This window comes from Mammaliicoccus sp. J-M40 (assembly GCF_022386395.1).
In the GTDB taxonomy this organism is placed as follows: Bacteria; Bacillota; Bacilli; order Staphylococcales; family Staphylococcaceae; genus Mammaliicoccus; species Mammaliicoccus lentus.
In genome coordinates, this window is the sequence record NZ_JAJNIQ010000001.1 from 405904 (window position 1) to 421860 (window position 15957).

16 protein-coding genes are annotated in these 15957 nt (G+C 31.5%); all 16 read left to right on the forward strand.

Features of this window, described 5'->3' with window-relative positions; translation table 11 throughout:
• Nucleotides 1-51 precede the first annotated feature (51 nt).
• Nucleotides 52-504, forward strand: a complete 453-nt coding sequence (gene ndk / locus LQ688_RS02180) for a nucleoside-diphosphate kinase (RefSeq protein WP_064204568.1) — start codon at nt 52-54, stop codon at nt 502-504.
• A gap of 118 nt (nt 505-622) precedes the next feature.
• Nucleotides 623-1789, forward strand: a complete 1167-nt coding sequence (gene aroC, locus LQ688_RS02185; RefSeq protein WP_016999982.1) for a chorismate synthase — start codon at nt 623-625, stop codon at nt 1787-1789.
• An 8-nt stretch (nt 1790-1797) separates the two neighbouring features.
• Nucleotides 1798-2871: a 3-dehydroquinate synthase gene (gene aroB / locus LQ688_RS02190; RefSeq protein WP_239747274.1), complete on the forward strand. Its 1074-nt coding sequence runs from the start codon at nt 1798-1800 to the stop codon at nt 2869-2871.
• 15 nt (nt 2872-2886) lie between these two features.
• A complete protein-coding gene (locus LQ688_RS02195) occupies nt 2887-4125 on the forward strand; it encodes a tetratricopeptide repeat protein (protein ID WP_239724600.1) in 1239 nt (412 codons plus the stop codon).
• A gap of 13 nt (nt 4126-4138) precedes the next feature.
• Nucleotides 4139-4678: a YpiB family protein gene (locus tag LQ688_RS02200; protein WP_016999979.1), complete on the forward strand. Its 540-nt coding sequence runs from the start codon at nt 4139-4141 to the stop codon at nt 4676-4678.
• Nucleotides 4678-5112 (forward strand): DUF2487 family protein, encoded by a 435-nt coding sequence (locus LQ688_RS02205; RefSeq protein ID WP_016999978.1) that lies wholly within the window; start codon nt 4678-4680, stop codon nt 5110-5112. The genes LQ688_RS02200 and LQ688_RS02205 overlap by 1 nt, the downstream gene beginning before the upstream one ends.
• 280 nt (nt 5113-5392) lie before the next feature.
• Complete coding sequence (locus LQ688_RS02210) at nt 5393-5896, forward strand: Rieske (2Fe-2S) protein (RefSeq protein WP_016999977.1); 504 nt, start codon at nt 5393-5395, stop codon at nt 5894-5896.
• A 13-nt stretch (nt 5897-5909) separates the two neighbouring features.
• Entirely contained in the window at nt 5910-6584 is a 675-nt protein-coding gene (gene qcrB, locus LQ688_RS02215; protein ID WP_016912349.1) for a menaquinol-cytochrome c reductase cytochrome b subunit, read from the forward strand.
• Between the two features lie 37 nt (nt 6585-6621).
• A complete protein-coding gene (locus tag LQ688_RS02220) occupies nt 6622-7410 on the forward strand; it encodes a menaquinol-cytochrome c reductase cytochrome b/c subunit (protein ID WP_064204570.1) in 789 nt (262 codons plus the stop codon).
• A 191-nt stretch (nt 7411-7601) separates the two neighbouring features.
• Nucleotides 7602-8195: a DUF1405 domain-containing protein gene (locus LQ688_RS02225; protein WP_239724598.1), complete on the forward strand. Its 594-nt coding sequence runs from the start codon at nt 7602-7604 to the stop codon at nt 8193-8195.
• Between the two features lie 53 nt (nt 8196-8248).
• Entirely contained in the window at nt 8249-8938 is a 690-nt protein-coding gene (locus tag LQ688_RS02230; protein WP_275589606.1) for a zinc metallopeptidase, read from the forward strand.
• A 680-nt stretch (nt 8939-9618) separates the two neighbouring features.
• Nucleotides 9619-9954: a nucleotide pyrophosphohydrolase gene (locus LQ688_RS02235; protein WP_016999972.1), complete on the forward strand. Its 336-nt coding sequence runs from the start codon at nt 9619-9621 to the stop codon at nt 9952-9954.
• Between the two features lies 1 nt (nt 9955).
• Complete coding sequence (gene bshA, locus LQ688_RS02240) at nt 9956-11077, forward strand: N-acetyl-alpha-D-glucosaminyl L-malate synthase BshA (RefSeq protein ID WP_239703846.1); 1122 nt, start codon at nt 9956-9958, stop codon at nt 11075-11077.
• A gap of 1 nt (nt 11078) precedes the next feature.
• On the forward strand, nt 11079-12290 hold the full coding sequence (locus LQ688_RS02245) for a CCA tRNA nucleotidyltransferase (RefSeq protein ID WP_239724596.1): 1212 nt from the start codon (nt 11079-11081) through the stop codon (nt 12288-12290).
• Nucleotides 12277-13245 (forward strand): biotin--[acetyl-CoA-carboxylase] ligase, encoded by a 969-nt coding sequence (locus tag LQ688_RS02250; RefSeq protein WP_239724595.1) that lies wholly within the window; start codon nt 12277-12279, stop codon nt 13243-13245. The genes LQ688_RS02245 and LQ688_RS02250 overlap by 14 nt, the downstream gene beginning before the upstream one ends.
• 10 nt (nt 13246-13255) lie before the next feature.
• Complete coding sequence (locus LQ688_RS02255) at nt 13256-15949, forward strand: helicase C-terminal domain-containing protein (protein ID WP_239724594.1); 2694 nt, start codon at nt 13256-13258, stop codon at nt 15947-15949.
• Nucleotides 15950-15957: the final 8 nt, after the last annotated feature.

The window sequence follows — 15957 nt, forward strand, 5'->3', positions numbered from 1 at the left end:
ACAGTGATAAACTTATCTTGGATTTACATAAAACAAAGGTAGGGATTACATATGGACAGAACTTTTTTAATGATTAAACCAGATGCGGTGCAAAGAAATCTTATAGGGGAAATCGTTACTAGATTAGAAAGAAAAGGTTTAAAGCTTGTTGCTGCAAAGTTATTTCAAGCTGATGAAGCATTAGCTAAAGAACATTATTCAGAACATACAGATAAACCATTCTTTAACGCATTGGTTAGCTTTATTACTTCAGGACCTGTTTTTGCCATGGTTGTTGAAGGAAACAATGTTGTAGAAGTTACAAGAACACTTGTAGGTGAAACTAACCCATCTAAAGCTGCTCCAGGTACAATTAGAGGAGATTACGGTTTAGATTTAGGTAGAAATATTATACATGGCTCAGATTCAAATGAATCTGCAGAACGTGAGATTAACTTATGGTTTAATGAGTCTGAACTTAATGACTATAAATTAAACAATGAAAATTGGGTTTATGAAGAATAATTAATATATGGATTAGTTTAACGAATTTTTGTTAAACTAATCCTTTCTTTTTGTTAATTTAACGCGTTAAATATGATATGATTAATTTTATATTTAATTAACAGTAGGGAGAGATAATATGCGTTACTTAACATCAGGCGAATCACATGGCCCACAATTAACTATCATTATTGAAGGTGTCCCAGCTAATCTTAAAATCGATGTAAATGAAATAAATGAAGAAATGTTTAAGCGTCAAGGCGGTTATGGCCGTGGACGTCGTATGCAAATTGAGAAAGATTCAGTAGAAATTGTTTCTGGTGTAAGACATGGTTATACTTTAGGTAGTCCTATTACACTTATCGTAACAAACGATGACTTTAAACATTGGAGAAAAATCATGGGAGCAGACGCTTTAACTGAAGAAGAAGCTCAAAATATGAAACGTGTTATTACAAAACCTAGACCCGGACATGCAGATTTAGTAGGTGGTATGAAATATAACCATAGAGATTTAAGAAATGTTCTTGAACGTTCATCTGCACGTGAAACAGCTGCTAGAGTTGCTGTTGGTGCTGTTTCTAAAATATTATTAAAACAATTAGATATTGATATTTATTCACGCGTTATAGAAATTGGCGGCATTAAAGATGACTATGAATATACACTTGATGAAGTAAAAGCAAACATAGATCATAATGATGTACGTTGTATTAGTGATGATGTAGCAGAAAAAATGCGTGAGAGAATTGACGCAGCTAAAAAAGAAGGCGATTCTATTGGCGGTATAGTTGAAGTTGTAGTGGAAAACTTACCAGCTGGCATCGGTAGTTACGTACAATACGATAGAAAACTAGACGGCAGATTGGCTCAAGCTGTTGTAAGTATAAATGCTTTCAAAGGTGTAAGTTTTGGTGAAGGCTTTAAAGCTGCTGAAAAACCAGGTAGTGAAATCCAAGATGAAATAGCATACGATTCAGAAAAGGGATATTACCGACTTTCAAATCATTTAGGTGGTTTAGAAGGTGGCATGTCTAATGGTATGCCTATTGTTATAAATGGTGTTATGAAACCAATTCCTACACTATACAAACCATTAAACTCGGTAGACATTGAAACTAAAGAAGATTATAAAGCTACAATCGAACGTTCTGATAGCTGTGCCGTTCCAGCAGCAAGTGTTGTTTGTGAACATGTTATTGCATTCGAAATTGCTAAAGCTATTACAGAAGAGTATCAATCTAATCATATCGACCAATTACAAGATGCTATTAAGCAACACCGTGATTGGAATTTAAATTTCTAGGTGATGTCATGATATTTGAAACAACTTATACTAAAGATAATTATCCAATCATACTAAAAGATAATGCATTATCTGAACTCTTATCATATTTAAAACCAAATGAACAAAATATCGTTTTGATTGATCAAGATGTGTACAAACTTCATAAAGATTATTTAAAAGACCATTTAGATTCACTAAACCTTAAGTATTTAACGATTATAAGTGGAGAAATGTGTAAACAAATGTCTTATTTTGAATCTATCAGTGAAAAGTTGCTTTCAATGAATATTAATAGACAGTCTCAATTAATAGCTATTGGTGGAGGAGCTACAGGTGACTTTGTAGGTTTTCTTGCAGCAACACTACTAAGAGGTATTGATTTTATACAAGTGCCAACAACATTGCTCGCACATGATTCTGCTATCGGTGGGAAAGTAGGTATTAATGCTTCTGTTGGTAAAAATTTAATCGGTGCATTTCATCGTCCCAAAGCTGTTATATTCGATTTGCACTTTTTAAACACGCTTCCAAACACCGAGATTAGAAGTGGTTATGGTGAAATATTTAAACACGCTATATTAAATAACGAAGAAGAAGCTAATAAGTTAATGGCTACTTATCCCTCAATTAAAGAGTTAACACACTTAGAAGACATAGAAGCATTTTTAAAAATGGGTATTCAAACTAAATTAGATATTGTTATACAAGATGAGTTTGAAGGCAATGTAAGAAAACATTTAAACTTAGGTCATACTTTTGGACATGGTTTAGAATATTTGACTAAAATAGCTCACGGTGAAGCTGTCATGATAGGTATACTATTCCAAAAAATTATCAATCAAAAGATTACTGCTTACGATAACGAAGATAGTATTTTTAAATTTATAAATTATTTAAAAGAACTTGGCTATCCATTAAATATTTTAAATCAAGTTGATATTGAGAAAATATTTGAATATATGAAAAAAGACAAAAAAAATATTGGACAATCTATTCAAATGGTTTTACAAACGGGCGATGGTTCGTTTACAATTGAAGCCGTTTCTAAAGAAGAAGTATTAGATTCATTTATAAAGCTTAAGCAGCTAATAAATGATTAGAAGGAGTCCTACAAAATGGAAGATGTATATAAAGTTATAGATGATATTCATATGCAAAATATTAACCAATTAGACGAAAAGATAGATAGAGTATTACAATCTGATGATCACGATGCGCTATTTATGCTTGGTGAAACATTATACAAATATGGAATTGTGGATCAAGGTGTAAAAATATTTGAAGAATTATATATGCTATACCCTGATGAAAATGAAGTGCTTGTATATTACGTAGAAGGTCTAATTGACCAAAATGAGTTAGATAGAGCACATGAAGTATTATTTAATAGCCCAACCTCTACTGAAAAATTAATGCTTGAAGCTGACTTATATCAACAACAAGGATTATTTGAAGTAGGTATAGAAAAATTAATAGAAGCAAAAGAAATCGAACCAGATGATATGGTTATTACATTTGCTCTGGCTGAAATGTATTATTATGATGGTCAGTATTTAAAAGCAATTAGAAACTATGAATCAATTGTTCAAACAGGCGAAGATATTATAAACGGTATATCTATTTACGCTAGAATGGCAGATTCCAGTTTACAAAGTGGCGCTTATGAAGAAGCAGTTAAATATTATGAATATGTATCTGAAATGGATATGACTGTGGAAGATTATTTCAAACAAGCGATTAGTTATCAGAAGAATGAACTGACACAAGAAGCGATTAAGCAACTTGAAAAACTATTACACAAAGATCCTGACTTCATGCAAGCTTATCATTATCTACTGCAAATTTATGAATCCGAAAAAGATTATGAAAAAGCGATTGAGATTGGTAAAGAAGGTCTACGTTTAAACGCTTATTACAAAGAATTAATGACTGACACAGCACGCTTAATGTTGACGACAAATGATGAATATGGTGCTTTACTATTACAAGATGCTCTAACTGTTGATCCATCATATACAGAAGCTGCTATTTTATTAGCGGACTATTATCGAGAGAAAGATAATACTACAGGTTTAATTAACTTACTAACTTATATTGATGAAGATGACATTGATCCAATAGTAGCATGGCATATTGCTTATGCATTTGGCATTGAAGAGCGTGATAAAGAAGCTCAACATTTTTATGATTTAGCATATCCGGATTTAACTCAAAACATTGATTTCTTAAATGACTACTATCATTACTTAATTGAAATTGGCCAAATTGCCACTGCTAAAAACATTCTAGAATCTATTCGTAAAATTGACCCAGAAAATCCTTACTGGGACCAAGAATTAGAAAGATTACAATAAGTAGGTTATTCCAATGGAACATACATGGCTCATTTATGAAAAGCAACGTTTTATTGAATATATTCTATATCAATATGAGTTTAAAAATGCTGAAAGTGTATGGATTTTAAATTTAATTAAGAGTAACCCTAAATACTTATCAAATATTTCATTTGCGAAAGAAATGACAGACGATCGATTTCTATCAATAAGTACTAAACAATCTAATCAATTATCTCTAATGTATTGTAAAGAAAAATTTTGCATTGATGATGGCAGACAGATTTTTCATGATATTAGATTAGATCAGTCTCATTTAAATGTGATTCTCTATTTAAATCAAAGAGATGATCGTCTAAATAGAATAATGTTACTGCAAATGTTATTTGATCAATTTAGCGATAACGAAAATGTTAATTTTTCTAAAGATAACCCAAAAGAATATAGCATTTATCATTGGGAACAATTAATTAGGAATGAAATTGATCGAGCATTAGATAATAACGATCAGGAAACATTTTTGGAAATGACTAAAATATTACAATTCATTAATGAGTTGGAGGAAAATTGGTAATGTTATTCAATCATGCAGATTTAAAGGATTTAAAAAATAATTTAGAATATATCGACACAGCGATTATCCCTGTTTCAAATATAGATATGACTAATCAATTAATTACATCTTGTGATCAAAGTGAAACGATTCAATTAGTCGGTATGTTAACTGAAAAGCAATTCAAAGGTAGATTATTATTAACTCCAGCTTTCTTTACTAGTGATTTTCATACTGAGCATATACAATCATTCATTCAAAGTCTTAAAGAATATGGTTTAACTAATATCATTATTTTAACAAGTGATAAATTAGAAAATATTGAAACTGAAGAAATATATACTGTTAATACTATTCCGATGGCCGACTTAGATGAGGAAATGAAACGCACACTTATAGAAGACGAAGTTAAAAACTTCATGAAATTTATAATAAAAACTTGGAATAAGAAATAGATAGAAACAATTGGGAAAGAAATTTTCCCTCTAAGAATAGCTAGGAGTGAAAAGCTTGATTTAAATGCATTTTCAATCCACTTAACTCCTACTATTATAACGAATTAGGCTTAGGCAATTAAATTTGTCTAAGCCTATTTTCTTTTTGCTCAAAAATAGTGAATAAAACCACAAGAAATAAAAATATAAATTGTGACAAAGCGTTGACCGTCTTGAGATAATAGGCTAAAATTAAATTGTCCTAGTTATAAAAGAACGATTAATAGAGGGGGGAATCTAAATGAGCCAACGTGTCACACGACGCCAATTTTTAAACTATTCATTAATGGGTGTTGGGTCATTTATGGCTGCTGGTATGATTTTACCTATGGGTAGATTTGCGCTTGATCCTGTTTTTAAAGCAGAGGGCAAAGGCGATATGATCGCTACAGGCGTAAAAGAGTCTGAACTTGGTAAAGAGCCAATTAAAGTTGACTTTAAATTTGAGCAAGAAGATGCTTGGTACACGAGTGAAGTTACCGAATTCGCTTGGGTATACAAGGATGGTAAAGACATTGTCGCATTATCACCAGTCTGTAAACATTTAGGATGTACAGTTCAGTGGAATGGTGACAATTCAAATCCAAATCAATTTTTCTGTCCATGTCATAACGGACGTTATGAGAAAAATGGTAAGAATGTACCTGGAACGCCGCCATTAGCACCATTAGATCAATATGAAGTAAAAGTGAAAGATGGCATTATTCAAATCGGTAATAAACATGAGAACGAATTAGCTAAATAAGGAGGGATTAACAATGATAGATAAAATCTATGATTGGGTCGATGACAGACTTGATATTACACCAATTTGGCGAGATATTGCTGATCATGAAGTGCCAGAGCATGTTAACCCTGCTTATCACTTTTCAGCTTTCGTATATTGTTTTGGTGGATTAACGTTTTTCATTACAGTTATCCAAGTTTTATCAGGTATGTTTTTAACTATGTATTACGTACCAGATATCGTAAACGCTTGGAAATCAGTTTACTATTTACAACACGATGTTGCTGCAGGTGTTATCGTTCGTGGTATGCACCATTGGGGGGCTAGTCTAGTAGTAGTAATGATGTTTTTACATACACTTCGTGTATTCTTTACAGGCTCATATAAACAGCCTAGAGAATTAAACTGGGTTGTAGGTGTCTTAATATTCTTTGTAATGCTTGGTTTAAGTTTTACTGGTTATTTATTACCATGGGATATGAAAGCACTATTCGCAACTAAAGTTGGTTTACAAATTGCAGAATCCGTCCCTATTATAGGGCCTTGGGTTAAAACATTACTGGCAGGGGATGCAGAAATAGTTGGTGCACAAACTCTGACTCGTTTCTTTGCGATTCATGTATTCTTCCTTCCTGCTGCACTATTCGCGTTACTGGCAGCACACTTTATAATGATCAGAAAACAAGGTATTTCAGGTCCACTATAAAATTAACGTGAATAAATGAAAAAGGAGGTCATGCGACATGCATCGCGGTAAAGGGATGAAGTTTGTTGGTGACTCAAGAATTAAGTCATACGACAAACCAAAGTTAAATAGAGATTATTCAGAATTTCCAGGTCGTACTGAAAGTTTCTGGCCTGACTTTCTACTTAAAGAATGGATGACTGGAGCAGTTTTCTTAATTGCTTATTTATGTTTAACAGTTGCACATCCATCGCCACTTGAACGTGTGGCGGATCCATCTGATACTGGTTATACACCATTACCAGACTGGTATTTCTTATTCTTATATCAAATACTTAAATATTCATTTGCATCTGGTCCATATAATACTTTTGGTGCTATCGTCTTACCAGGTATCGCATTTGGTGCATTACTATTAGCACCATGGTTAGATAGAGGCCCTGAACGTAAATGGACAAAGAGACCATTTGCATCTGGATTTATGTTATTAGCAGTTGCTATTTTGTTCTACACTACTTGGGAATCTAGTTATTACCATGACTGGAAACAACAAGCTAAGCAAGGTCAAATTGTATTCTCAAACTTAGATAAATCTGACCCTGTATATACGGACATCATCAAGTCAAACTGTACAAGTTGTCATGGTGGTGAGTTGACCGGTGGGCAAGGTCCAAACCTAGTCGAATCTAAACTACCTGAAGAGGGCGTAAAAGGTTTCGTCGAAAAAGGGGCTGGTAAAATGCCTAGCTTTAAAGATACCCTTTCTAAAGAAGAAATAGATAAAGTTTCAAAATATGTTGCAGATTTACATGAAACAGACTCTAATGGTAAAGAATTGAAAAAATAATAATTTAAAGGGATAGGGATAAAAATCTTATTTTACTAAAAAGATTTCTTAGTCCCACCCCGGCAAGTATGACTCTAATTGAAATAAAGCTTAATAAAAGCATATTTTCAGACCAGTCAGCTACTGCCAATATAATAAATCAGGCTGAGACATTATTATGTCCCAGCCTCTTTTTTCAAAGGAGAATTTAAATGGCATTTTGGAAATACGTAATGGGCCAAAAACCAATGCTTGCCACATTTTTTATAGCCAATCTACTAGGCACTGTTTACGGATACATATGGTATGGTGGTCAACTTGCTGAGACAAAATGGTACTTTTGGCCATTTGTACCAGACAGCCCAACAGCAACATTCTTCCTAATAATAGCTATAGCAGCCATATATTTTAGTCGTCATTTAGGACTTTTTGAATGTTTAGCATTTATTACTTTAATTAAATACGGAGCATGGGCAGTACTTATGAATTTATTTGTGATGATACATTATGAGCAACTTGTTCCAATGGCGCTCATGTTAATGGTTTCTCATGGCATTATGGTTCTACAAGCAGTTATGTTCTATCCATTATTTGAAATAAAAACATGGCATATTGTCGTTACAATGATATGGGTTTTCCATAATGATGTGATAGATTATGTATATCATCAATATCCAGTTTATAGTATGTTGAGCCAATACGAGGCACACATAGGATATTTAGCTTTCTGGTTAAGTATTATTCCATTCTTACTATTAATATATTTACAAAAAACATTTAAATTAGGGTCAAAACATTTGACGTGAAGGTCTTCACTCCGTAATATATAATTTAAGAGGGATAAAAAGGAGGAAGTTATTTGTTTTCATTTATTATATATTTCATAATCATTATGATTGTCCCTATGTACTTCCAATATAAAGTAAAATCAACTTACAACAAATATTCTAGAGTACGCTCAACTAGTGGCAAGACGGGAAGAGAAGTTGCTGAAGAAATTTTAGCAGCAAATGGTATTCATGATGTACAAGTATTGCAAGGTGAAGGGTTCTTATCAGATCACTTTGATCCGGTTAAGAAGAGAGTAGTATTATCACCTGATAACTTTAACAAGCCTACTGTAGCTGGTACAGCAATCGCTGCCCACGAAGTAGGACACGCAATCCAACATGCACATGGATATGCATTCTTAAAATTTAGAACAGCATTATTACCACTTGCAAACCTTGGAAGTTCATTATCGTATATCATTATTTTAGCAGGTATTGTATTAACGGCATTAAGCAATACATTTGGTACAACTCTATTATGGGTAGGTATCGTATTCATGTCATTCGCTGTACTATTTACAATTCTTACATTACCAGTTGAATTTGATGCGAGTAAACGAGCAATGCGACAAATTGAGAAATTAAATATGGTCAATCAACAAGAATACAAACATGCTAAGAAAGTATTATCAGCAGCAGCTATGACATATGTAGCAGCAACTGCAGTAGCAGTAGCAGAACTTGCTAGATTTATACTAATAGCACGTAGTGGTGACTAATTAACAAGAAGCTGAGACATTGTGATGTCTTAGCTTTTTTATATGGAGGATTATAATAAATTTCGGTATTGCCCAGGTAAAAACAGTATTTAATCTGATAATGTAGCGCACCATAAAAATTTATTTTGGTTCAACTTTTGGGGTGCACTTCACAAAAGGTGCTCTAATTGGATTATTGCCTTAGGTAATCCAACAAAAGATGCTCTAGTTGGATTATTGTCTTAGTTAATCCAACAAAAGGTGCTCTAGTTGGATTATTGTCTTAGTAAATCCAACAAAAGGTGATCTAGTTGGATTATTGCCTTAGTTAATCCAACAAAAGGTGTTCTAATTGGATTATTGTCTTAGTTAATCCAACAAAAGATGTTCTAATTGGATTATTGTCATAGTTGATCCAACAAAAGGTGTTCTAATTGGATTATTGTCTTAGTTAATCCAACAAAAGTACAATTCGTGAGTTTACGACATTCTTAATCCAATAACAGAACCCAATCGTAATTTAATTCATCCACGATCCAAATCACTTCTCAATCTAAGTTTTTCTATACCTTTATACGGTGCTATTTTGCGGTAAACTCTACTATGCCAAGTTTATTACATTGTCATTATGTATATAAATCCTTTATAATTTTATTAAGTGGGCTCAAAAAAACAAAATATAAATATTAGGGGGAAGTACAATGGATATGCATGAAATGCAAAAGGAAGTAGATGCATATATTTCTCAGTTTAAGACTGGTTATTTTTCTCCATTAGCGAATTTAGCTCGTTTGACTGAAGAAGTGGGTGAACTTGCTAGAGAAATTAATCATTCTCATGGTGAGAAAAAGAAAAAATCTACTGAAGAAGATAATACAATAGAAGCAGAATTAGGAGATAATTTATTTGTTTTAATTTGTCTTGCTAACTCTCTAGATATAGATTTAAATCAAAGTTTTGAAAATACAATGCAAAAATTTAATACGAGAGATAAAGATCGTTTTGAACGCATAGATGAAAATAGTAAGGAGGATTAACATGAAAATAGGGATAACTTGCTATCCTTCTATGGGTGGTTCTGGCATAGTAGCCACAGAATTAGGGTTAGAAATGGCTAAAAGAGGACACGAAATACATTTTATCACTTCTAATATGCCCTTTAGGATGAAAGAACCTGTGCCAAACGTGACTTTTCACCAAGTTGATGTTAATCAGTATTCAGTATTTCAATATCCTCCATATGACATAACATTAAGCGCTAAAATTGCAGACGTTATCAATGATTATGATTTAGACATTTTACATATGCATTACGCTGTACCACACGCTATATGTGGAATATTAGCAAGACAAATTTCTGGTAAAGATGTTAAGATTATGACGACATTACATGGTACTGATATAACTGTATTAGGATATGACACTTCTTTACAAAGCGCGATCCGATTTGGCATTGAGAAAAGTGATGTCGTTACAAGTGTTAGTAACAGCTTGAAAAAGGAAACTTATGAAATTATACAACCAGATAAAGAAATCAAAACAATTTATAATTTCGTTCAAGAAGACAGTTTCCCCCAAGTTTACAATAAAGAATTAAAATCTAGATATGGCATTAAAGAAGATGAAAAAGTGATTACATTCGTATCAAACTTTAGAAAAGTAAAACGAGTGCATGATGTCGTAGAAACATTTTCTAAAATAAATAAAGAAATTAAATCAAAGTTACTTTTAATCGGTGACGGTCCGGAACTTCAGGATGCTAAAGAGCAAATAAAATCAATGGGCATAGAAGATAATGTACTGTTTTTAGGTAAACAAGATAAAGTGAACACATTCTATCAAATGTCTGATATTACACTTCTATTAAGTGAAAAAGAAAGTTTTGGTCTCGTACTTCTAGAAGCTATGCTTACTGGTGTTTTACCTATAGGGACAAACGCTGGTGGTATAAAAGAAGTAATCAAAGATGGTATTACAGGATATACTGTAGATGTTGGTGATACTGACTTAGCAAGTAAACGAGCGATTGATTTATTAACTGATAGCGAATTGTATAACAAAATGCAACAAGCTATGATACAAGATGTTAAAGAGCGATTTTCATCTAAAGTTATCGCTGATCAATATGAAAATTGTTATATTAACATGTTAGGAGATTAATATGAATGACACAAAAATTTTCGAACAGTCTAAATGGATAATCGAACAACTTGAGAATTATGGCCATAAAGCTTTTTTTGTTGGAGGGTCTGTACGTGATTTTTTAATGAATAAAGCAATTTCAGATGTTGATATAACGACGAGTGCCTTACCAGATGAAGTAGAGTCTATTTTTGACAAAACACTACCAATCGGTAAAGAACATGGAACGATTATGGTTATAAGTAATGAACAACAATTTGAAGTTACAACTTTTAGAAAAGATGGAGATTATGTAGATCATCGTAGACCGACATCAGTTCAATTTGTAACGGATTTATACGAAGATGTTGCTAGACGTGATTTTACAATGAACGCTTTAGCCATGGATAAAAATTATGGTATACATGACTATTTTAACGGTAAAGAAGATATCGAAAATCACATTATTAAAGCTGTAGGTACACCATTAGATAGAATGAATGAAGATGCATTACGCATAATGAGAGGTATTCGTTTTCAAGCACAAACTGGTTTTGATATTGAAATCGACACTCAAAATGCTATGAAAGACACTGTTCATTTATTAAGTAACATTTCAATAGAACGCATAATAGTAGAGTTAAAAAAGCTTATCTCTGGCAGTTATATAAAAGAATCAAAGAAAACAATTGATTATTTATCAATTTTTCAACATATACCATTTTTTGAACAAATTAAGAATGATGAAATTTTTATGCCTACTGACGCAGACTTTGACTTATGGATTGGAGCCTTATGTTTCATTTATAAAGTCGACACAACTTCACTAAATACACTCAAAATTAGTAATTTAGAACGAAAACAAATCATAGCTTATGTAGAGTTACTTAAATCATTTTCCAAAAAGAATATTAGCAAACAACAATTAACTTTAATCATTTATAAATATGGAGATGTTCAAGTCAAAAATATTTTAAATCTTATTAAAGAATATCATGAAATTTTAAATATTGAATATCAACCAGTTATTATGAATAACATATTAATAGATGAAATATATGGTAAACTACCTATATACAATAAATCGGAATTAAATATTAATGGCCAAATATTAATGACCGAATTTAATAAAACTGGTGGACCGTGGATTAAACATGCTTTAAACCAGCTGGAAGAGGCTGTTGTATTAAATAAAGTGAACAATAAACGGTATGAATTAATAGAATGGATGAGAGAACATGTCGAAATATAAGCATGAAATAATTCGTTATTTATACAAACAAAATGAATATTTATCTGGTCAACATATAGCTGAAGCTTTAGACTGTTCAAGAGTAACGGTAAAAAAAGTGATGGATCAATTACGTAATGACGGATATGAAATAGAATCTATATCTAATAAAGGTTATAAGCTCAATCAACTTCCTGATAACTGGCAAGAAGATATTGTTAATATAGATATTCAAAATAACAAAATATTAAATAAAGCATACGTAGAACCACAAGTTGATTCTACTCAAATCTTAGCTAAGTCGATACTCAATAAAGATGATGGTTCTTTCATAGTATTGAGCGATGAGCAGACGAAAGGAAGAGGTCGTTTCAATCGACCATGGTCATCATTAAAAGGCAAAGGATTATGGATGTCAGTCGTATTACGACCAGACATACCAATTCAAAAAATGTCGACATTTAATTTATTTATTAGTCTAGCAATTCAAGAAGTTATCGAAGAGCATTACCAGTTGCCAAGTAAAATCAAATGGCCGAATGATATATATATCAATGAAAAAAAAGCATGTGGATTTTTAACAGAAATGATAGCTGATACTGATGGCGTAAATGCAATTATATGTGGAATAGGCTTAAATTTAAATCAAACCGAAGAAGATTTTAAAAAGGCAAAGCAGGATCGTGCAACAAGTTTACATATTGAAAAAGAAAGTCATATTGAGCCATATCAATTTTTAGAGAACTTATTACTTTCCATCGAAGATAAATATGAACAATTTTTAAATGGGGAATTTACCGATATAAAAGAGGTATATAAAAGTAAAAGTATGATTTGGAATCGTGAGCTGACATATACTGAATGCAAGAAAAGAATAAAAGGGCGAGCAATTGATATCCAAGATAATGGGTTTTTAACAGTGATATCTCAAGATGGTGAACTTTATCAATTTATGAGTGCAGATATCGAAATATAGGAGAGATAATATGGCACAAAGATACGCGGTTGTAGATTTAGAAACAACTGGTAATCAAATACAATATGACGAGATTATACAAATTGGTATAACTTTTGTAGAAGGTTTCAAAGTCGTGGATACATATCATACATATGTAAAAACAGATTTAGAAATCCCATCTTTTATACAAGCTTTAACGAACATAACAGAACAAGACTTATTTGAAGCACCTTATTTTGAAGAAGTTAGCAAATCCCTTTACGCACAGCTAAAAGATTGTGTATTTGTTGCGCATAATGTTTTATTTGATTTAAATTTCTTAAAATCTCACTTTGAAAAACATCAAATTGAATTTGAACCAAAATTAGCGATAGACACGATGGAGTTATTTAAAATTGCTTTCCCACAAGAAGAAAGTTATCAATTAAGTGAATTAAGCCAATCTTTAGAAGTAGATTTAAATCAAGCACATAGTGCAGATGAAGATGCGAAAGCAACAGCCTTATTATTTATTAAAGCTATTAAAAAAATAGAATCATTACCGATAGACACAATTAAACAATTATATTATTTATCGAAATCTTTAAAATATAACTTAAGTGACGTGCTTTTCGAAATCGTAAGAACTTCTCAAGGTAAAGAAGAATCACTGCATAATTTTAAAAAATATCAAAATATATATTATTTAAAGCAAAAACCTATAAAGAAATCTAGTAGTAAAGATACGATTTCTATTGATGAAGCGTATGAAAGAATTTTAGAAAAGTTCGGATTTGATTATCGTAAAGAACAATATCAACTTGTTCAACAGTTATTTGATTCGTTACTGCATAATGAAAATGCGTTGATTGAAGCGCCACTAGGTAGTGGCAAATCTATGAGTTTCGTTCTTGCATCTTTATTATATTATTTAGAAACTGGCGAACATATTCTCGTTTCGACGCATACTAAATTATTACAAAATCAACTATTAGAACAAGAATTTAACAAAGTATTAGATGTGCTCAATCTTGATTTGAAAGCTATGATTATTAAAAGTAAAGATCATTATATATCTTTAGGTTTAATTTTGAATATTTTACAAGATGACACTGATAATTATGAAGCTACCATTCTTAAAATGCAGCTTTTAGTATGGATACTTGAAACTGAAACCGGGGACATCGAACAATTGCACTTAAAAGGTGGACAAAAAGTATTTTTCGAACAAAAAAGAACTACTTATGTACCTTTTAAAAATGATATACATTACTATCAATTTGTTAAGGAAAGTGCGAATCATGTAGAAATAGGGATAACTAATCATGCACACTTACTTCAACATAGTACAGAAGACACTGTATACCAATTATTCAAACACATAATTGTAGATGAAGCGCACAGAATACAAGACTACGCTTTAAATCAAGTAACTGATGTATTAAGCTATCAACACATTAAATATCACCTTGGTTTATTAGGTAAAAATGAACAAGAGAAATTATTTAAGAGGTTGGATAAGTTAGAAAACAGAAGAGTTATAGAACAATATCCAATTGAACCGATTGATATTTATCAACTAAAACGAGATATAGATTTATTGCATGAACAAAATGAAAATTTATTTGATAATTTAATGGATCAAATTAACGAAAAACATCATAATCAGCAACAATATGACAATCAAATCCATTACTTTTATGATTTAGAAATTGATGAGATTTCCGAAATTTTCAAGAAGCAAATTAGTACAATAAATCAAATATTATCAAGATTCAAATCTTATACACATGCTCATATAAAAGCATTTAGAAAAGAGCTTATTTATATTTATCATCAATATACTAAAATTTATAATATGATAAAAGCAGGGCAAGTGCCGTTTGTTTCTATAAAAAAATTATCCCAGAAATCAACACTTTCTTTATTTGTAAAAAAAGAAGAAGTGAAAGATTTATTAAATGAAGTATTCATAGAACAGTTTAATAGTAATATATTTATTTCAGGGACTTTAACAGTTAATGAATCATTTAACTCGTTTAAATCAATGTTTCCAGATGATATAGCATTTAAAAGCTATTTCCTAAATGATATATACGATTTAAAAAATCAAGCATCATGTTTCGTTCCAGAAAACATGCCACAATATCAATACCAAGACCAAGATGAATACATTGAAACAATCGTGCATTATTTATCAGCTTTTGTAACTGAAACCAATCAAAAATGTTTAGTTTTATTTACCAATTATTCAATGTTGTATCAAGCTTATCGATATATGGAAGAACTAGAAATGTTTAGTGATTATGTCATTTTAATGCAGCAACAACATTCGCACGTCTATAAATTAGTACAACAATTTAATCAGTTTGATAAAACGATATTGTTAGGTACTTTGTCATTCTTTGAAGGCTTCGATTATCAATCAGCCGGAATAAAATGTGTCATGATGACAAAATTACCGTTTATACATCAAGACGACCCAAGATATCATCTGATGAAAGATGAATTTGAAAATCCTTTTAAAGATTTTGTTTTGCCTGATGCAGTAACAAAATTCAGACAAGGTATTGGCAGATTAATTCGTAACAAACATGATCAAGGCTTACTTGTGTGCTTTGACAGAAGAATTTTAGATAGTACTTATAGTAAATTTTTCATTAATGCTTTAGGAGAAATACCTGTTATAGAAGGCGACATAAATAAATTTACAGATAAGCTAAGAAAATATTCAAACAGATAGCAGTTCCA